Annotated in this window: 13 protein-coding genes; 7 read left to right on the forward strand and 6 right to left on the reverse strand. The window is 65.4% G+C overall.

Features of this window, described 5'->3' with window-relative positions:
* Positions 1-852: 852 nt before the first annotated feature.
* Positions 853-1,794, forward strand: coding sequence for a replication protein RepA (locus tag ACFVUS_RS27305; protein WP_364649929.1), 942 nt, complete (start codon positions 853-855; stop codon positions 1,792-1,794).
* Between the two features lie 54 nt (positions 1,795-1,848).
* Here the strand turns inward: ACFVUS_RS27305 and ACFVUS_RS27310 are convergent, their stop codons facing one another.
* The 4 genes from ACFVUS_RS27310 to ACFVUS_RS27325 form a co-directional block, all read right to left on the reverse strand.
* Entirely contained in the window at positions 1,849-2,832 is a 984-nt protein-coding gene (locus ACFVUS_RS27310; protein ID WP_387772298.1) for an LGFP repeat-containing protein, read from the reverse strand.
* The gene (locus tag ACFVUS_RS27315; protein WP_387772301.1) at positions 2,829-3,089 is read right to left on the reverse strand and encodes a hypothetical protein; all 261 of its coding nucleotides are present in this window, start codon (positions 3,087-3,089) and stop codon (positions 2,829-2,831) included. The genes ACFVUS_RS27310 and ACFVUS_RS27315 overlap by 4 nt, the downstream gene beginning before the upstream one ends.
* Positions 3,090-3,127: 38 nt before the next feature.
* A complete protein-coding gene (locus ACFVUS_RS27320) occupies positions 3,128-4,021 on the reverse strand; it encodes a YsnF/AvaK domain-containing protein (RefSeq protein WP_387772303.1) in 894 nt (297 codons plus the stop codon).
* Positions 4,022-4,145: 124 nt separating this feature from the next.
* Positions 4,146-4,427, reverse strand: coding sequence for a hypothetical protein (locus tag ACFVUS_RS27325; protein ID WP_387772306.1), 282 nt, complete (start codon positions 4,425-4,427; stop codon positions 4,146-4,148).
* Positions 4,428-4,611: 184 nt separating this feature from the next.
* Between ACFVUS_RS27325 and ACFVUS_RS27330 the strand changes: the two genes are divergently transcribed.
* Entirely contained in the window at positions 4,612-5,487 is an 876-nt protein-coding gene (locus ACFVUS_RS27330) for an NAD(P)H-binding protein (RefSeq protein ID WP_387772308.1), read from the forward strand.
* A gap of 235 nt (positions 5,488-5,722) precedes the next feature.
* Positions 5,723-7,774, forward strand: a complete 2,052-nt coding sequence (locus ACFVUS_RS27335; protein WP_387772311.1) for a hypothetical protein — start codon at positions 5,723-5,725, stop codon at positions 7,772-7,774.
* Between the two features lie 31 nt (positions 7,775-7,805).
* Here the strand turns inward: ACFVUS_RS27335 and ACFVUS_RS27340 are convergent, their stop codons facing one another.
* Positions 7,806-8,486 carry a DUF2510 domain-containing protein gene (locus tag ACFVUS_RS27340; RefSeq protein WP_387772313.1) on the reverse strand — a complete coding sequence of 227 codons (681 nt, stop codon included), beginning with the start codon at positions 8,484-8,486 and terminating at the stop codon, positions 7,806-7,808.
* 879 nt (positions 8,487-9,365) lie between these two features.
* Between ACFVUS_RS27340 and ACFVUS_RS27345 the strand changes: the two genes are divergently transcribed.
* Positions 9,366-9,737, forward strand: a complete 372-nt coding sequence (locus ACFVUS_RS27345; RefSeq protein ID WP_387772316.1) for a hypothetical protein — start codon at positions 9,366-9,368, stop codon at positions 9,735-9,737.
* Positions 9,738-10,105: 368 nt separating this feature from the next.
* Here the strand turns inward: ACFVUS_RS27345 and ACFVUS_RS27350 are convergent, their stop codons facing one another.
* A complete protein-coding gene (locus ACFVUS_RS27350; RefSeq protein ID WP_387772319.1) occupies positions 10,106-10,696 on the reverse strand; it encodes a TetR/AcrR family transcriptional regulator in 591 nt (196 codons plus the stop codon).
* Between the two features lie 87 nt (positions 10,697-10,783).
* Here ACFVUS_RS27350 and ACFVUS_RS27355 point away from each other — a divergent pair, with 87 nt between their 5' ends.
* The 3 genes from ACFVUS_RS27355 to ACFVUS_RS27365 all read left to right on the forward strand — a co-directional run bounded on the left by ACFVUS_RS27355 (position 10,784) and on the right by ACFVUS_RS27365 (position 18,455).
* Positions 10,784-11,677, forward strand: a complete 894-nt coding sequence (locus ACFVUS_RS27355; RefSeq protein WP_387772322.1) for an NADP-dependent oxidoreductase — start codon at positions 10,784-10,786, stop codon at positions 11,675-11,677.
* 176 nt (positions 11,678-11,853) lie between these two features.
* Positions 11,854-16,095: a HAMP domain-containing protein gene (locus ACFVUS_RS27360; protein ID WP_387772325.1), complete on the forward strand. Its 4,242-nt coding sequence runs from the start codon at positions 11,854-11,856 to the stop codon at positions 16,093-16,095.
* Complete coding sequence (locus ACFVUS_RS27365; protein ID WP_387772328.1) at positions 16,095-18,455, forward strand: SpoIIE family protein phosphatase; 2,361 nt, start codon at positions 16,095-16,097, stop codon at positions 18,453-18,455. The genes ACFVUS_RS27360 and ACFVUS_RS27365 overlap by 1 nt, the downstream gene beginning before the upstream one ends.
* Positions 18,456-18,458: the final 3 nt, after the last annotated feature.

Below are 18,458 nucleotides of genomic sequence, written 5' to 3' on the forward strand. Positions count from 1 at the left end.
TCTTGCCGACCCGGGGCGAGATCGGGGCCACCCCGCATTCCGACCGCGGCCGAAATGCGGTCGACGGTCGGAACCCGCCGCAACGCCCCGCCGGAAACAAACTGCCTGATCAGCACCAGAATCGCCGGTTCCGCCGAATGCCCGCGACACGCGGAATTGTGCGCATATCTTGCCGACCTGAAGTTCGCGATCTACTCTTTGAGGAGCTTCCACGCATTTGTTGCCGACTCTGTGCATCAATCTGTGGATAACCCTGTGGACGGCGTATTCGGTCCACACATTTATCGCCGACCGAAAATGGCGCGATTCCGGCTCCTCCACACATATCTTGCCGACCCAGTGCGCATTTGTTGCCGACCGAGGCCTTGGATATGCGCAGGTCAAACGGCCTAAATTTGCCCCTACAAGTAGTTGTTTCTTCTTGTAGAAAAAGATAACTAGTAGTAGTAGGCCGCCGCAGCCTGTGGACAAGTCCGCGCCTCGCGCGTGCTCCGAGCGGCCGTTCGCTGGACTCTCCCCACTCGCTCACAGCTCGCGCCCACCACGCCCTCGCGCCCGCATCCCAGCTCCGATGGCGCATTTGTGACATCACGATGGTCATCATGAGTCAGCATGGTCGGCTTCTTATGCGCACGAGTTGGCTATTGTCGCTGGTCGAATTCCTCACGCGCCCCAACAGTCCGAGTAGTTGCGCATTTCTTGCCGACCGTGGCCATTATGAGAATCTCCCTCGCGCACATATCCTGAAATACGACTTCAGGGGCTATGAAGTCGGCTTCGTATGCGCAACACCACCGACACGCCGATCTCGTCATTGCGAGTTTTGAGGGGGAACGTGGAATGCTAACGCCCATGGCTCGGCCGAAACGAGATGACGCGGAACTCGCAGCAATGGCTGCTGAGCTCCAAGCGCAGCGTGAACGGGAGCTCCAGGAGGTTGGTTACCTGGGGCGGTTGTTCACCCAGTTCAGCCTGCCCTACAAGGATCCCGGCACCGATCGCACGGCGTGGGGTCGCGAAAGCGGTCCGGTTCGCATCACGGTCCAGCCCGGTCTGCGGGTCGAGAACGGTGTCACCCGCTCCTACGGATTCCCCTTCGGTGGCGTTCCCCGCCTGATCCTGGCTCATATTTCGACCGAGGCCGTGCTCACCGGCGAGCCGATGATCGATCTCGGCAGCTCGCAGTCGGAGTACATGCGCAAGGTCGGCCTGGGTCGTGCGACCGGGGGCAAGACCGGCACCATCGGCCGCTTCCAGAATCAGACCGAGCGTCTGCTGCGCGCGACCATCACGATCGACTTCAAGGACAGCTACGCCGAACAGCGCTCGCGCGCAATCAAGCTCAGCGTTGCCAGCAACTGGGACCTGTGGTGGACCGGCGAGCGTCGTGAGGGCCAGCAGTACCTGATGCCGAGTTCGATCACGCTGTCCCCGGAGTTCTTCAAAGAGGTCATCGACCATCCGGTCCCGGTGGACATGAACGTGCTCAACCTGCTTCAGGGCGCGCCCATGGCGATGGATATCTACATCTGGCTCACCTACCGCATGTTCAAGCTCGAAGACCCCGTGCAGCTGTCCTGGCCGCTGCTCATGCTGCAATTCGGCTCGAACCTCGCCGATACCAAGCAGGGCCGCTTCCAGTTCCGCAGGGACTTCTCCAAGCATCTCGAGTCGGTCCGCGCGTTCTACCCCGATCTGCGGGTGACCGTCGACGACAAGGCCGGTCTGACCCTGTACCCGAGCCCGACGCACGTGATCAAGAAGGTCTCGCGCCGACTACGCGCGATCGGCTGAAACGGCAAAGGTGGAGCGCCCACGATCGTGGACACTCCACCCTCGCAAGCCAACTCAGGCGCGCTGACCGCCCGGACCACCGAATGTGAACGAGCGGGCACGCTCACCCGCGGTGGCCATATGCGCTCCGGCAGTGTGAGCCATACCGCCCGCACCGGCGGCCATATTGGTCCCAGAGCGCGGCGCTTGCGGCATACCGGTACCGGATCCCGGAGTCGAATGTTTGCTCCGGGCAGGGCTCTTCGTCACCATCGCGGCGAGACCGCCTGCGATAGCCGCAATTACGAGCCCCAACGGTAGCGCCCACCACTTCCAACCCGAACTGGAACTGGAAGCGGCCTCGGATCCAGTCGCCACGGCCTGTCCGGGCGGCGCACCCGGAACCGAGACATCGAGACCGCTGAGTTGAGTCGCGATCTCAGCCGGAATGGTGGTGAAGCCGCCGGCCTGATTCCAGCTGATCTGAACCGGATCAGCGCCCTGCCCGCGGAACGTCTGGCTGTAGACCCCATTCGCGACGCTGGTGTCGCTCATGGGCGCACCCAGCACCCCGTCTGTCGCACGCAGGTGCGACCACGCGGTGCGAATGGGTCCCTGCACCAGCCATGCGCCGTTCTGCGGACTCCATTCGATGGTCGCGCCCTCGGGTGCGGAGAACTCGCTGAATCGCGCGGTGCCCGCGACCGGGGCATCGGATTCGTCATTGGTCGGATACCCGACGGCGTTCGCGCCGCCGAGTGCCAGGTACTTGTCCAGGATCGCCCCGTACATCACCTTGGCACCGGTATCGGCGGAGTAGATGATCTTGCCGCCCTGATAGTCCTGTGCCGCGCCGTCGGCACCGAATGCGTAGACGCCTCCGGTCTTCGCTCCGAGCGGGGAGGACGCGCCACCCTTGTCCTGGTAGTGCGAGTCGATCGCGTTCTGAGCATCGGCCGGTTGCGCACTCGCCATCGGTGCCAGAAAACCGTTGCCACAGGCCATGATCAATGCGAAGGCCAGCGTCGCGCCGCGCAGCGGCTTCTTCCAGTGCGTCATCGCGCCACTCCCGTCTTGGGTTTGGACGCGATGCCCAGCACCGCCGAGAACAACGCGCCCACCGCGCCGCCACCGGCGACCTGAGCGAGGATCTGACCGAAATCCAATCCGCTACCGGTGGCGGATTCGATGATCGCGCCGGTGATCCCGCCACCGACCGCCCCGGTGACCCCGTGTACGAGCGGACCGAATCGGCTTCGCGCACCGCCGATCCCACCGCCGACGACACCCCCGAGCAAACCTAGCAGCCATTCCATGGTTCCTCCTGGTCTTGATTCGGATAGGGGACGAAAGACTATGCACCGCCACGCTTTTCGGGATTCTCCGGCTCGAAGCCCTCGGTTTCGAAGCGTTCCTTGCGCACCGTGCCCGAGACGGCCTGCTCACCCGCGACGTCCTCGACCTCCAGGCGCACTCGTTCCACCGGGACGGCCTCGGTGTCCATACGTACGCGATCGGCGTGCAGGGTGACCTCCTGGACCGCTTCACCGATATCGGCGCGTCCGGCGGCGCTCGGATCGGTGATGGGCTCGCGCACGACCCGCACTTCCTCGTGGCTCACCGGCACGCTCACCGTCTGTTCTTCCTCCACGACGTACTTATGTAGTCGCGCGGTGCCGACCTCTTCCCGGTCGGTATTGACCACGAGGCGTTCTTCCGAGCGCAGCAAAGATTCGGCATCGCCGTAGCCGTGGGTCATCGGCTCATCCATCGCGGGCTGGATACGCGTGCCCGCGACCGACGCCGCACCGCGACGCTGTCCGCCGCCGTAATGGGCGATCAGTTGCTGTTCGGCCTGCGGGTCGATACGTCCGTCATGGTCGAGATGCGGTGCGGTGGATACCATTTCGCGGTTAACGCGCAAACGAACAGAATTATCCTCAGGCCGGTACTCAGCACCCGCGAGCGGGGCCAGGGCCGCCTGTTCGCCCCTGCCCATCGATACCGCCGCCCAGGTCGGCGCACCGGATTCATCGTCGAGAAAGAAGGATTTGATGCGCCCGATCTCCACACCCGCCGCATCGCGCGCAGTGCTACCGATCAGGGATTCCAACGTCGTTTTCGCCATGATCTCTCCTCCGCTAAGGGGGTGACCATGCCCGGAGCCCGGACATGCCACCGCGTGGGAACGATCTGCTGTCAACGTGCTGCGTGTACGCACATACCCGCAACAATCGCCGTCAAACACCCAGCAAACCTTCACCCCGCTCAGCGTCGGGAATCACCGGCGAACCATCGCTGGCTACGGCGCGGTTACATGAGCGGAGTCGGTGGCAACGATGCCCACCGACTCCGCTCAGTACCCCGAGCGATCAGCTGATCTGGCAGAGGATGGGGTTGGGCAGGTTGCACGGCTTCTGCATGCTGCCGGTGGGGGCTCCCAGGAGGGTCAGCAAGTCGAGTGCGGCGCTGCCGGTGGTGGTTGCCCAGATGGATTCGGCCTGGGTGGGCTGGGCCGCGGGGGTCGCGACCTCGAGGGGGACACCGCCGGTCGTGTCGGGGGTCGCGGCCGATGCGAGTGCGCCGCCGGTCACCGTCGCGGCGATGGCCGCGACCGCTACACCGGTGCGCAGAGCAGAAACAAGCACGTGCATTCGTGAATCCTTTGCTCGAGAGAAAATCCTCGGCAACAGTGTCAAGCTCCGATTGTCTTGAACAGACACGGATTTCGATGCCCCCGGTGCCCGGGGCTCCACGGTGCGGTGGTTATCCCACCGGGTGCGGCTCGGCGCGGATGATGGTGCTCAGTACGCCGGGGAAGCGTTGTTCGATACCTTGATGATCATCGAAGTATCGGAGAAGGCGAGTGCGGGCGTGATTCTGGTGATCGGGGCGACCGGCAAGGTCGGCAGGCAGGTGATGGATCGGCTGATGAGCCTTGGGACGCATCCGCTTCGGGCGCTGGTGCGCTCGCGCGAGCAAGCGAAATTACCCGCGAGCGTCGATATCGTCGAAGGCAGCCTCACCGATCAGGCCGCACTCGCGGCGGCGCTGGTCGACGTCGATACGGTGCTGCTGATGTGGCCGTTCCTGACCCTCGACGACGCCTCCGCCGTGCTGGATTCGATCGAGCAGCGCGCGCGACGAATCGTCTACCTGTCCTCGGTGGGGGTGGGTAGCGCCGAGGAACTCGACGATCCGATCTTCGCCATGCATGCGGCGATGGAGCGGCTCATTGCCCGAACCTCGCTCACCCCAACGATTCTGCGTTCGGACACCATCGCGAGCAACACCCTCGGCTGGGCCGAGCAGATCCGCGCGACCGGTGTGGTTCGTGGTCCGCTGACCGCTCCCACCGCCGTCGTCGACCCGCGTGATCTTGCCGCGGTTGCCGCAACGGTTCTCACCGACGATGCGCACGCGGGCCGGACCTATCTGCTGACGGGCCCGCGTGTAATCAGTCGTCCCGACCAGGTCGACGCGATCGCCGCTGCCCTCGGACGTCCACTGCGCTTCGAGGAAGTGGCGGTGGACGACGCGCGACGGCAGCTGCTCGACGATGGCCGTCCGCCCGCGCTGGTCGACGCGTTGCTGGCGGCCGCCGAGAAGCGGTCTCGCTCAACGCTGCTCACCTCGACCGTCGAAGACCTCACCGGCAGGCCCGCGTCGTCGTTCGAGCAGTGGGCCACCGATCACGCGGCCGCATTCCGCTGAACCGGTTGGCAGCCTCCCAGATCAGCACACCTCTCCGCGCCTTGCGGCCTTCAGAGCGACCGGGTGGCTAAGCTTTCCGGGCATTGACCTTCGGACGCGGGAGCTTGGGTTGCGGGTCGATCGGCAGACCACCACGGAATCGAATACTCGGCGCACCTACGGCTCTGCGTGGCGTCGGTTCGAAAGCTGGTGTGCGGCGAACGGGCACTGCGCATTTCCTGCCGACCCTGCGACGGTGGCGAAGTATCTGACCGAGGCGGCGCGGGAACGCGCGGGTGCGGAATACCGGTATCGGGGTGGGACATTCACCGTCTGGTTGGCGGCGATCGGTGAGCGGCATATGAGCGCGGGATATCCGCATCCAGGGATCGATCCGCTGATTGTCGAGGCAATGCGCAAGATTCGTGGTCGGCGCACCGGTGAGACCGGCCCGGCCCGGGCACCGGAGCCGTTGACCCGTGCCCATCTCGAGATCCTGGTCACCGATATCCAAGCCCGAGCGCGAGGTTGGATCGCGCAGGTCACCGCGCGGCGCGATATCGCGCTGCTGACCATGGGATTCGGCGGTGGATTGCATCGCGATGAGCTCGCGCGGCTGGCCTTGCATGATGTCGCGCCGGTCGGCGCGGGGGAGCGGCTGGCGGTGCGGCTCGGTCAACCCGATAGCGGCAGTATCGAATACACGTACCTATCCAGGCCTGAATCAGCTCACCTGTGCCCATGGTGCGCGTACCTGCGATGGCTCGCGGTGATCATCACCTACGACAGTGCCGTCCAGCAGACCCTGCACACGGCCCGCTCGGAGGCCGACAACGGGACGATCGCGAATTGGGAAGCGATGCGCGAGAACGCCGCCGACGACGGCGCGACAGCGGTGATCAGGCTCATCCACACCGCAACCGATGATCTCGAACAACACATCTGCGATGATCCGCGCCCATCCGCCCCGACCCCGGACGCTCCGCTGTTCCGCGCGGTACGCAATGGCCTGCCGTACGAAAATAGCTCTCTCACAGCAGGTTCCATCACTCGCATCGTGAACCAACGCGCCATCGCGGCAGCTCTCGATCCGTCCGCCATAGACCTGTTCGGCACGCGCATCCGACATCCACGCACCGAACTCGTGCCCGGTGTCACCGCCGAGATGCCCATGCACGAGCCGAACAGCGCACCCCACTTCGTTTGGGCAAGCACCCGACGTCCGGCCGATCATCGACATCCACCCGAGCGGGTAAGCGACCCAGTCGCGCCCCAACGCGGCGTCTCGCCCGAGTATCCGAGCGTGGATCGCCGACCGCCCCTGGGTCTCCCGACGCGCTACCAGCGCCCGTGGGTCCTGTTCGCGCGCTGGTGCGCTGCCACCGATCACGCGCCGCTCCCCGCGTCGCCGCTAACGGTTGCCGCGTTCCTCGACGATCATCCCGGCAGCCGTGCCACGCACCGCACCCGCCTGACAGCGATCAATCAGGCGCACCTGGTCGCCGACCTGCCCGCCCCCGGGCGCGCGGCGACGCTGCGGACCGCGCTCAACGAACTCCGGTCCGAGCGAGGCGAGCGAATCGCCGCGCGCGTGAATTCGATTGTGCGCCAACTGCCCACCCGAGGCTGGACCCGCGGCCTATTCGGCCGCCGCAATGCCGCCCTGCTGACGCTGTCCGCGGCCGGCCTCACGTATACGCAGATCGCAGACCTCGTCCAAGGCGATCTGACCCTCGCCGACGACCACGCGATCATCGCCGACGGCCTGGCATCCCTCGCCGTGACCGGCGATCCCGACACCTGCCCGGTCGCCATCCTGCGCCGCTGGACCGACGTCGTGCGCCTGGCCCCCCACCCGGCCGGTCGTGGCCTGCTCGAGCATCACCTCAGCCGAAACACCCTGCCCACGGACGGATTCGACCCGGCGCACGCGAACCTGCCCCTGTTCACCAGCTTCGACGCCCGCGGCTACACCGCCATGGACGACAACCTGACCACCTGGCTGCGCCCACTGTCGGCCACCTCGATCGCTACTATCGTCGCCGCACACCTGACCGGCCCGCTCCCGGTCTACCGCACCCGCGCCACCGTCCCGGTCCGCGACCGCCCGTCCGCTCCGCCGGTGTCCGAACCCATCGAACTGGAAGACACCTTCGCCGCCGGTGTAGCCGCCCGCCATCGAGATCATCAGCGCCTCAACGATGTCGGCTCACTCTGGGACGACTTCGACGATCGAGCGGACGAGGTGACCCGCATGCTCGAACGCGCGCTGGCGATCGCGGATGGCACCCATCAACCGGGTGCCTGATCGAATCACCTGCTCCTTGCGACGGTTCCGATCAGCTCAGCATGGACCGTCGGCGGATGTCGCGATAGGTCCGGGGTATCGCCGCGAGAACCAGACCGGCAAGAGGTTGGGTGAGTGGGTGATCCAGGTGCACCCACATCTCGTAGCGATCGATCACGTGACGGTTCAGCGGTACGACCTCGTAGTCGATCCGGCCGATCTGCTGATCCTCTGGATCGCGGATGATGAAGCGCTTCGACCACTTGTCCGCGCATTCGATCGTCGCGAGCACCCGCTCATCCTCCGAGCTGAGGGTGAATTTGGTTCTGGCCGACCAGCCTTCGGTGACTTTGCCCAGCCCCGCGATGCGATGAACCGTCTTGAACCGGACCACACCATCGGTGATCGTATGAATCAGCGCCCCCCGCTCATCGCGGAGTTCAACCGTCCCCCCGGCCAGCCGCTCGAGCGTCCTCGCCCCGATCGGCACCAACGCCCCGATCAGAACCCCATGCCGGTCGGTAATGGTCCACTCATGATGCTCGACCAGCTCGGCCTTGTGCCGAAAAACAAAATTCCGCTCATCGAGCAGTCGCGGATCAACCGAAGCCTGCTGTGTCGCTGTCGTTCTCACCGGTATCGGCTGAGTGTGCTCAGTCCACCGAAACCCATCCCACCACCGCAACACGGTGCCATTGGGATACCAGCCCGCGGCTGACGTCGGCTGTGTCATCACCTCAGGGTAAGAACCACCGGCGCCGGTTCCTACCCACCGTAGGTGTGGGAATCCCCCACCCGACCCCGCAACGAACGCAGTGGCCGACCAATCGCCCTTTCGGCCTGGAGGCGGCGTTCCTCGAGCTGCTCAGGAGTGAGCTTGACACGGATGGGTCGCCACGGCTCATTCAATGCGCTCATCGGTCACCGTCCAACACGATCGCGTACATTACGCGTTTCATCATGACCTTCCGGTGCGAACTCGGGGCACGATTCGAACGCGTGCGGCCCGAAGTTCAACTGGCCGTGGCTGATTCCCCGGGGCGATCCGGGCTACCGTTGGTGAGCATGACGCACTCCGATATCGAAGTCACCGCGGAGTTGGTGCGGGATCTTTTGCGTGAGCAGCATCCTGATCTGGCTGAGCATCCGATTCGGCTCGGTGCGCGGGGGTGGGACAACCAGTTGTGGCGGCTCGGTGCGGATTTGGCTGTTCGCTGCCGTGGGCGACGGAGTCGGCGGATGAGCTGCTGATCAAGGAGTACGCGTGGGTGCCTGCGCTGGCGGCGAATCTTCCACTGCCGGTGCCTGTTCCGCGGCGGTTCGGTGCACCGTCCGAGCGACGGTCGACCAATGCCCTGGCGTCGCTTCTCACCGCATCGCATCAACCCGCGCCCGCCGATACACGTGTCGGCACTGCCCGCTGGCCGCCGGTTTCGCCTGGTTTGACCGACAGCTCGCGTGGCCACCGATCGGGGCCGGATCCCCGATCCCGCTGCGGTGTGCAGTGTTTGGGAGGACGCGCTAGCCGTACGCAAAAGTAGGGCCGCACCCGCCACCGACGGCTTGCCATCAAGGGGAGCCATGAGCGTGCGTTCGCCCGTACCGTGTAACTATGCCCAGCTCTACATCGGTACTGTCACACAGTTTCGACGGAACCTTCTATTGTGTCCAGACGACATCGTTCGATGTCACCTTCATTATCGGCGCGAACGAGAATCCTGAATTGCTGGAGAACGTCGACATCGAGGTGCGGTTGCCCGATGGCTCACGGTGGAGCGCAACGATGTTCACAGTGGCTGAGGTCCAAAGGCTTTTGACGCGCTGGTCGGAGACCGGAGAATGCATGGGCGGGTCGTACTTTTGGTGCAGTGACGGCGTCATCGTCCGTGATCCTGGAGTGAAGGCCATGACTGGGGTACTCATCGGGCTTCATGACGATGAACATGCGCTCGCATCGGTTCTCCAACCTCTCGACGAAAAGTGACCGCCCGGCATGTGCGTGTGGTCGAGGCGAGCGGTCGTGACGCGCTGTGCGCCAGCGGAATTCGGTGGCCGTCAACTGCGGTCTCGGTGAATATTAACCAGGCAAGACTCTGATGGCACGAGCGGGCCTCGTTCATAGGCGTTCATCCTCGCGTTCTTCCTGCTGTGGTCGGTATGGCGTCGCCACCACACCTTGATCTACGAGGTGTCACTGCTCACCCTCGCCTGGGTCAGTCCGTGCATGTGGTACGCCTGTTTTCTTGCACCGCTGTCGGCCACGTTCGTCGGCCGCTTGATCTACCGATGCGCGGGGGCGCATCGACTGACTGGGATCTGTTGCCACCGTCCGCCATTCGGTGAGGGTGACCGTCAGATTTTCGTCGCGCCGGTTGATCCGACGGCCCAGGCGGCTTCGATCATTCGGAAGACTTCGTTCACCGTGGCCTCGGGGGTGGATGAATCGCGGCCGAGGGAGTAGGCGTCGATGACGAATCTGGCGATTGCCCGGCAGGGGGTGGGGTCGGGTGGGTTGCCGAGGGTGGCGGCGATGGCGGTTGCGAGGGAATCGGCGTGGCGCAGGCGCATTGATTGCTCGTACTGCCGCAGGGTGGGGGATTGGTCGATCATGCGATAGATCGGCGCGGCTCCCTCGGCGGTGCAGTGCGCGACCATGGCTTGAATCTCGTTGCGCAGCAGGGGGATCAGGGGTTCGTCGGGCGATCGGTCGGTGACCGCGCTGGTGAGGCGGTGTTCGAAGTCGGTGTCGTGGGCGAAGACCAGGGCCTCTTTCGAGGGGAAGTGCGCGAAGAGCGTGGTGACGGCGATATCGGCTTCGGTGGCGACGTCGCGGATGCCGACCGCGTCGTAGCCGCGTTCGAGGAACAGTCGCAGGGCGGTGTCGGCGATGTTCTGGCGGGTCGCGGCCTTTTTGCGCTCCCTGCGGCCGGTGGGCGCGGTCATAGTGCGGATGCTAGCAGATATGAACACGAAACCGATACCAAAAACTATCCGTTGCAAAACACTAACCGTTAGGGTTAGTTTCGAAATATGAGAGCTGTGCGCTTCGCCGAGTTCGGCGGCCCGGAGGTACTGGAACTGACAGAGACGCCCGAGCCGCATCCCGGCCCGGGTCAGATAAGAATCGCGGTGCGGGCGGCGGGGGTGAATCCGCACGATTGGCGAGTCCGCGAGGGCCAGTTCGAGCGAATCCGCCCGCTGCGACTGCCCGCCGGTCTAGGGCAGGACGCCGCCGGTGTCGTCGATGAAATCGGCCCCGGCGCAACAGGTATCGAGGTCGGGGATCATGTGTTCGGCCGCGGCTCCAGCACCTACGCCGAGTTCGCGGTGCTCTCGTCCTGGGCGAAACTGCCCGGCGATCTGACGTTCGCCGAGGCCGCCGGATACCCCTCGGTCGTCGAGACCGCACTGCGCATCATCGGCCTCGTCGGCGTGCAGCCCGGCCAAACCCTGCTGGTCAGCGGTGCGGCAGGCGGAGTCGGGTCGGCGGTATTGCAGATCGCCCGCGACCGCGGCATCACCGTGATCGGCACGGCGAGCCCCGCGAACCAGGATTACCTGCGCGAACTCGGCGCGCTCCCCACCACCTACGGCCCGGGCTGGGTCGACCGCGTACGCGAACTGGGCCGAGTCGATGCCGCACTCGACCTCAGCGGTGCGGGCGTCCTGCCCGGACTCCTGGACCTGACCGGAGACCCGAACAAGATCATCACCATCGCCGACCTCGAAGCATCCATGCTCGGCATCCGATTCGCCGGCGTCGGCGGCAGCATGCCCGAAGCCCTCGCCGAAGCCGTCGACCTCATCACCCGCGGCCGCCTCCGCATCCCGGTCGACCGCTCCTACCCGCTCACCGAAGCCGCAGCGGCACACGCGGATAGCCAATCCGGCCACACCCGCGGCCGCCGCGTCCTACTGGTCTGAACCCGCACCAAGATCGTTTGGCACGGATTGCCTGTGCGCCAATGGATTCACAGATGAATGTCAAGGGCCGTAGAGTCAGCCGCTGGTGGTTGTCCTTATCCTGCAACTCATCGCCCGTCACCGCTCTAGCCCAAGGGTGTTGCGACGCGGTTCGGCCGAGCGGAACGAGGATGGAAATGACGGATACCCCACGGGGGTCGGCGAAACAGGCCGCCTCGAGTCCGGATCAGGTCGAATTGCGCAGATTGCTGGCCGGTTTGACGGCGGTGCGCGATGGTGATTTCGGGACGCGGCTGCCGACCGATGCCGATGGTCTGCTCGGGGAGATCGCGAACGTCTTCAACGGCATGGTGGATCAGCTGTCGCTGTTCACCTCCGAGGTGACGCGTGTGGCGCGCGAGGTCGGTACCGATGGCCGCCTGGGTGGTCAGGCCGAGGTGCCGGGGGTGTCCGGCACCTGGAAGGACCTCACCGATTCGGTGAATGCCATGGCGGGCAACCTGACCAGTCAGGTGCGCGATATCGCCCAGGTGGCGACCGCTGTGGCGCAGGGCGATCTGTCGCAGAAGATCGACGTCGACGCGCGCGGTGAGATTCTCGAGCTCAAGAACACCGTCAATACGATGGTCGATCAGCTCTCGTCGTTCGCGGACGAGGTCACACGCGTGGCTCGCGAGGTGGGTTCGGAAGGCCAGCTGGGCGGTCAGGCCGAGGTGCCCGGTGTCGGCGGTGTATGGCGTGATCTCACCGATTCGGTGAACTTCATGGCCGGAAACCTGACCGCGCAGGTCCGCAATATCGCCCAGGTGACCACGGCGGTCGCGGGCGGCGATCTGAGTCAGAAGATCACGGTCAGCGCGCGCGGTGAGATCCAGGAGCTGAAGAACACCATCAATACGATGGTCGATCAGCTGTCCTCGTTCGCCGACGAGGTCACGCGTGTGTCGAGGGAAGTTGGCACCGAAGGCATTCTGGGTGGTCAGGCCGATGTGAAGGGTGTTTCGGGCACCTGGCGCGACCTCACCGACTCGGTGAACTTCATGGCGGGCAATCTCACCGCGCAGGTGCGCTCGATCGCGCAGATCTCCACGGCCGTCGCCGGCGGCGACCTGACCCAGAAGATCCGCGTCGATGCGCGCGGTGAGATTCTCGAGCTCAAGAACACCATCAATACGATGGTCGATCAGCTTTCCGCGTTCGCCGATGAGGTCACCCGCGTGGCCCGCGAGGTCGGTACCGAAGGCAATCTCGGTGGTCAGGCGACCGTGCGCGGAGCCTCGGGCACGTGGAAGGACTTGACCGACAACGTCAATGTCATGGCCTCCAACCTGACCAGTCAGGTGCGCTCGATCGCACAGGTCGCCACCGCGGTCGCCCGCGGTGACCTGAGCCAGAAGATCACCGTCGAGGCCAAGGGCGAGGTCGCCGCCCTCGCGGGCGTGATCAATACGATGGTCGACACCCTGTCCGCGTTCGCCGATGAGGTCACCCGCGTGGCCCGCGAGGTCGGCACCGAGGGCATGCTCGGCGGCCAGGCCCGCGTCTCGAATGTCGCGGGCACGTGGAAGGACTTGACCGACAACGTCAATTCCATGGCCAACAACCTCACAAACCAGGTCCGCAATATCGCGCAGGTGACCACCGCGGTCGCGCAGGGCGATCTCACCCGCAAGATCGACGTCGACGCGCGCGGCGAGATCCTCGAACTCAAGACCACCATCAACACGATGGTCGATCAGCTGTCCGCGTTCGCCGCCGAAGTCACCCGCGTCGCGCGCGAGGTCGGTTCGCAGGGCCGCCTGGGTGGCCAGGCCGAGGTCGAGGGCGTCTCGGGCACCTGGAAACGCTTGACCGAGAACGTGAATGAGCTCGCGGGCAACCTCACCCGTCAGGTCCGCGCCATCGCCGAGGTCACCAGCGCCGTCGCCGAGGGCGACCTGACCCGCTCGATCACGGTCGAGGCTTCCGGCGAGGTCGCCGAGCTCAAGGACAACATCAACTCGATGGTGGAGTCGCTGCGCGAGACCACCAAGGCCAATCAGGATCAGGACTGGCTCAAGACCAACCTGGCGCGCATCTCGGGTCTCATGCAGGGTCAGCGTGATCTGAACGTGGTGGCCGAGCTGATCATGGATGAGCTGGCCCCGCTGGTCTCGGCGCAATTCGGCGCGTTCTATCTGGCCGATGACACTCCCGAGCAGTCCGAGCTGGAATTGATCAGCTCCTACGGCAGTCCCGACGAGCCCGGTGCCGCAACACGTTTCGCGTTCGGTCAATCGCTGGTCGGTCAGGCCGCGCGCAGCCGCCGCACCATCGCGGTGGATGATGTGCCCGGCGACTACGTCACCATTTCCTCCGGCCTGGGTCAGACCGCACCGGTGAACCTGCTGGTGCTGCCGATCGGGGTGGAGGATCAGGTCCTCGGCGTGATCGAGCTGGCGTCGCTGCACCATTTCACCCGCACCCATCGCGATTTCCTGGATCAGTTGATGGAAACCGTTGGCGTGAACGTCAATACGATTATCGCCAATGCCCGCACCGATGATCTGCTGGCCGAATCGCAGCGCCTGACCATCGAATTGCAGGCCCGTTCACAGGAATTGCAGGTCCGGCAGGAGGAGTTGCAGAGCTCCAATGCCGAAATGGAGGACAAGGCCGCGCTGCTGGCCATGCAGAACCGCGATATCGAGGCGAAGAACCTCGAAATCGAGCAGGCCCGGCAAGAGCTCGAGACGCGCGCCCAGCAGCTGGCGCTGGCGTCGAAGTACAAGTCGGAGTTCCTGGCGAATATGAGCCATGAGCTGCGCACACCGCTGAACAGCCTGCTGATTCTGGCCCAGCTGCTTGCCCAGAACCCGACCCGCAATCTCACCCCCAAACAGGTCGAGTACGCGGGCATCATTCATTCGGCGGGATCGGATCTACTCCAGCTGATCAATGACATCCTCGATCTGTCCAAGGTCGAGGCGGGCAAGATGGATATCAGCCCCGAGCAGGTGCCGCTGCGCAAACTGCTCGACTATGTCGAGGCCACCTTCCGGCCGATGACGACGCAGAAGAATCTGGGCTTCCAGATCACCAGCGCACCGAATCTGCCGCTGGAAATGCTGACCGATGATTCGCGTCTGCGCCAGGTGCTGGGCAATCTGCTGTCCAATGCGGTGAAATTCACCGAGACCGGTGCGGTCGAATTGCGTCTCGAGCCGCCGGAGCAGCGCGAGCTGCCCGCCGCGGTGCGCAGGCACGGTCCGGCCATCGCGTTCCGCGTCATCGACACCGGCATCGGTATCGCCGCGCATCAGCTGGAGTCGATCTTCGGCGCGTTCCAGCAGGCCGACGGCACCACCAGCCGCAAATACGGCGGCACCGGTCTGGGCCTGTCGATCAGCCGCGAGATCGCGTACCTGCTCGGCGGCGTCATCACCGCGGAAAGCGCACTGGGACAGGGCAGTACGTTCACCCTCTATCTGCCGGTGGCCCGCCCGGACTTCCTGGAGTTGCCCTACCCCGAGCAGGAGGACACCCAGCGCCAGGACCATCGTCCGGTGACGCCGAGCTCGGCGAGCGGGCAGCCGCGCCGACTGCTGGTGGTGGAAGAGCGCGCGCAGGGCCTGCTGTCGCTGGTCGCGCAGAGCGCGGTTGCGGATCTGGCCGACAGCAATGATCCGCGCGGCCCGGTCCAGGTCGTGAGCGCGATCGGCGTGGAGGAGACGGCCGCTGCCCTGGCCTCGCAGACTTTCCACTGCGTGGTGCTGGAACTCGATATGCCCGATAACGCGGCCCTACTGTTCCTCGAGCGCATGGACGGTGATTCCGCGCTGCGCAGCATTCCGGTGCTGGCGCACAACCGCCGACTGGATCCCGATCAGGAACGGCGCATGCAGGACCACATCGCCCGCCGCCCCCTGGAATTGCTGACCAGTCTCGACGAACTGCGCGAGCGGATCGCCCTGCACATCACCGCCGAAGCGCCGGGTGATGTGCTGCCGCTGGTGCGGCGCGGGGGAGTGGCCACCAGCGCACCGCCGCAACCGAACGGTGAGCTGGCCGGTCGCACGGTGCTGATCGTCGACGATGACGCTCGAAACCTGTTCGCGCTCAGCAGCATTCTCGAACTGCACGGTATGAGCGTGCTGCACGCGGAGAACGGCCGCGAAGGCATCGACAAGCTACTGGCTCATCCGGAGACGGATTTGGTGCTGATGGATGTGATGATGCCCGAGATGGACGGGTACACCGCCACCGCCACCATCCGCGAGATGCCGCAGTACGCGTCGCTGCCGATCATCGCGGTGACCGCCAAGGCGATGCTCGGGGACCGCGATAAGAGCCTGGCCTCGGGCGCCAATGACTATGTCACCAAACCGGTCGACGCGGATGCGCTGCTCGGTTGTATTCAGCACTGGCTCGGCGCCTGATGTCCGATACTCACGACCCCGGAGAGGAACCGGGAGAGGAACCGATCGTTCCGGACGATCAGGCGCGGCCCATGTTCACCCGGCTCGCGGCGACCGTGGAACGCCTGCGCAATGAGGTCCGCCATGCGCAGGCCACCGCGGATGGGCGGGCGCTGATCGAGATGGCCAAGGGCGTGCTGATCGAGCGATTGCGTTGCGGCCCAACCCAAGCCGCGTTGCAGTTGGACATCCTGTCCGAACAGGCGGGTATCAGCCAGCTGGAATTGGCCGCCGATCTGGTCAACCAGGCCGCGCGCGATCGGGTCAGCGCGGCGGTGGGCCAGTTCCTGCGGCGCACCGCCGCCCCGGAGGAGGCCGCGGCCGCCGTGCGATTGCGCACCGCCGAGAGCGGATTGCTCGCGGCGAGCGAGACCCAGCGGGTAGCCGAATCGGTGCTCGAGCACGCGGTCGCGCCGCTGGGCGGCACCGCGGTGGCGATCTGGTCCGCGGGCACCGACGCATCGCTCTCGCTGGTGGGTTTCGCCGGGATCGCTCCGTACGAAGCCGAGCGCTGGCGCTATGTCCCGCCGGGTGTGGCGACCCTGGCCAGGCAGGCGCTGGTGGATCGCACCGCGCTGTGGAACGAGAGCCTGGACCCCGACGGCCTGCCGTCGATCGGTGACAGAACCGGTGCGCGCGCGGCGATTCCGGTGGGCGCGGGCGGCAAGCTGCTGGGTGTGCTCGAGGTGTGCTGGCCGCATCCGATCGAGCCGCAGCCGACCCGGGTGCGGCGGCAGTTCGAGGCGCTGGCCGAGCTATGCGCGCACACCCTGGAATCGGATCTGATCGCGACACCGACGGCGTACCGTCCCGATGTCGCCGATCTGGTGCGCTTGGCGGACGGCTTGTTCGATCCGGCACTGGTATTGGTGCCGCATCTGGTCGGCGGCGCGCTCACCGATTTCCGTATCCACCATGTCAATTCGTGTTTTCTGGATCCCGCGGGCCGACCGCGCGGATTGATCAGCGGTGCGCTGCTGCTCGAGGCGTATCCGATGGCGGCCTCCGAAGGCCGGTTGTTCGAACGCATCGAGCACGTCTACGCCACCGGTGAGAGCTACCGCGCGGACCGCATGATGCTGACCGAATTGGTCGATCAGGTCCCGCTGACGGTGTCGGCCGCGTTGAGCATGGCCCGGCACGGTGATGCGGTGCTCATGGTGTGGCGAGTCGAGGATGAGGCGGCGCGACTGGCGACCCTGCTCCAGCACGCCCAGCGGCTGGGCCGGGTCGGTGGCTTCGAGGAGAGCATCTCCAACGGCGAGATCACCTGGAGCGCACAGCTTTTCGCACTGTACGGACTGGAGCCGACCGCGCATCCGATCCCGCTCGCGCAGCTGCCCGGCCATGTCCAGGAGGCCGATTCCGATGCGGTGCGCCAGTTCCTGCGCACCCTGCTGCGGTATCGCCGTCCGGCGTCGACGGCATTTCGGCTGGTGCGATCCGACGGTGTCACCCGACACATTCGGGTCATCGCCGAACCGGTGCTGGACACCGCCGGGCACCTGCTACTCATTCGCGGTGTCTACCAGGATGTTTCGGCGCAGCACTGGACCGAGATCGCGCTCTCGGCCACCCGGGACCGGCTCACCCACACCGAGGAGCAGGCCGCGGCGCAAAGCCGGTTGGCGCGCCAGCTACAGCAGGCGATCATGCCGGACTCGCAACCCTCGACCGAGTCCTCGGGGCTGAGTATCGCGGTGCGCTATCGCCCGACCGAGCAGGATCATCTGGTCGGCGGTGACTGGTACGACGCGATTGTGTTGCCGTCCAAGGAGATTCTGCTCTCGGTCGGCGATATCGCCGGTCACGGTATTACCGCCGCGACGGGAATGGTCGTGCTGCGCAATGCTTTACGCGGCCTGGCCGCCACAGGTGCGGGCCCGGGTCAAATGCTGACCTGGCTGAATCTGGTGGCGCATCACCTGACCGACCGGATCTTCGCCACCACCCTCTGCGGTCTCTACGATCCGAGCACCCGGGTATTGCGCTGGGCGCGTGCGGGTCATCTGCCGCCGGTGCTGATTCGCGACGGCGTCGCATCGAGCTTGCATCCGCTCAAAGGCATGATCCTGGGGGCCGCGACCGACGCCGCCTACGAGGAGGGCGAACTCCAACTCGAATCCGATGACACGCTGCTGCTCTACACCGACGGTCTGATCGAGCGCCGGGACCGTCGCCTGGATGAGTGTGTCGCCCACCTGCTCACGATCTCGGCGGAATTCACCGGGAGTCTGGACGACCGTCTGGACTATCTGCTCGATGTCAGCGACGCCGACACCGACGACGACACCTGTGTCGTTGGCATCCACGTGGGCTGACCG

Source organism: Nocardia sp. NPDC058058, from assembly GCF_042885355.1.
In the GTDB taxonomy this organism is placed as follows: Bacteria; Actinomycetota; Actinomycetes; order Mycobacteriales; family Mycobacteriaceae; genus Nocardia.

Excerpts from the sequence above, each read along its gene's own strand:
- ACFVUS_RS27305 (WP_364649929.1), top strand. The coding sequence starts at position 853 with ATGGCTCGGCCGAAACGAGATGACGCGGAACTCGCAGCAATGGCTGCT.
- ACFVUS_RS27310 (WP_387772298.1), bottom strand. The coding sequence starts at position 2,832 with ATGACGCACTGGAAGAAGCCGCTGCGCGGCGCGACGCTGGCCTTCGCA.
- ACFVUS_RS27315 (WP_387772301.1), bottom strand. The coding sequence starts at position 3,089 with ATGGAATGGCTGCTAGGTTTGCTCGGGGGTGTCGTCGGCGGTGGGATC.
- ACFVUS_RS27325 (WP_387772306.1), bottom strand. The coding sequence starts at position 4,427 with ATGCACGTGCTTGTTTCTGCTCTGCGCACCGGTGTAGCGGTCGCGGCC.
- ACFVUS_RS27330 (WP_387772308.1), top strand. The coding sequence starts at position 4,612 with ATGATCATCGAAGTATCGGAGAAGGCGAGTGCGGGCGTGATTCTGGTG.
- ACFVUS_RS27340 (WP_387772313.1), bottom strand. The coding sequence starts at position 8,486 with ATGACACAGCCGACGTCAGCCGCGGGCTGGTATCCCAATGGCACCGTG.
- ACFVUS_RS27345 (WP_387772316.1), top strand. The coding sequence starts at position 9,366 with ATGCCCAGCTCTACATCGGTACTGTCACACAGTTTCGACGGAACCTTC.
- ACFVUS_RS27350 (WP_387772319.1), bottom strand. The coding sequence starts at position 10,696 with ATGACCGCGCCCACCGGCCGCAGGGAGCGCAAAAAGGCCGCGACCCGC.
- ACFVUS_RS27355 (WP_387772322.1), top strand. The coding sequence starts at position 10,784 with ATGAGAGCTGTGCGCTTCGCCGAGTTCGGCGGCCCGGAGGTACTGGAA.
- ACFVUS_RS27360 (WP_387772325.1), top strand. The coding sequence starts at position 11,854 with ATGACGGATACCCCACGGGGGTCGGCGAAACAGGCCGCCTCGAGTCCG.
- ACFVUS_RS27365 (WP_387772328.1), top strand. The coding sequence starts at position 16,095 with ATGTCCGATACTCACGACCCCGGAGAGGAACCGGGAGAGGAACCGATC.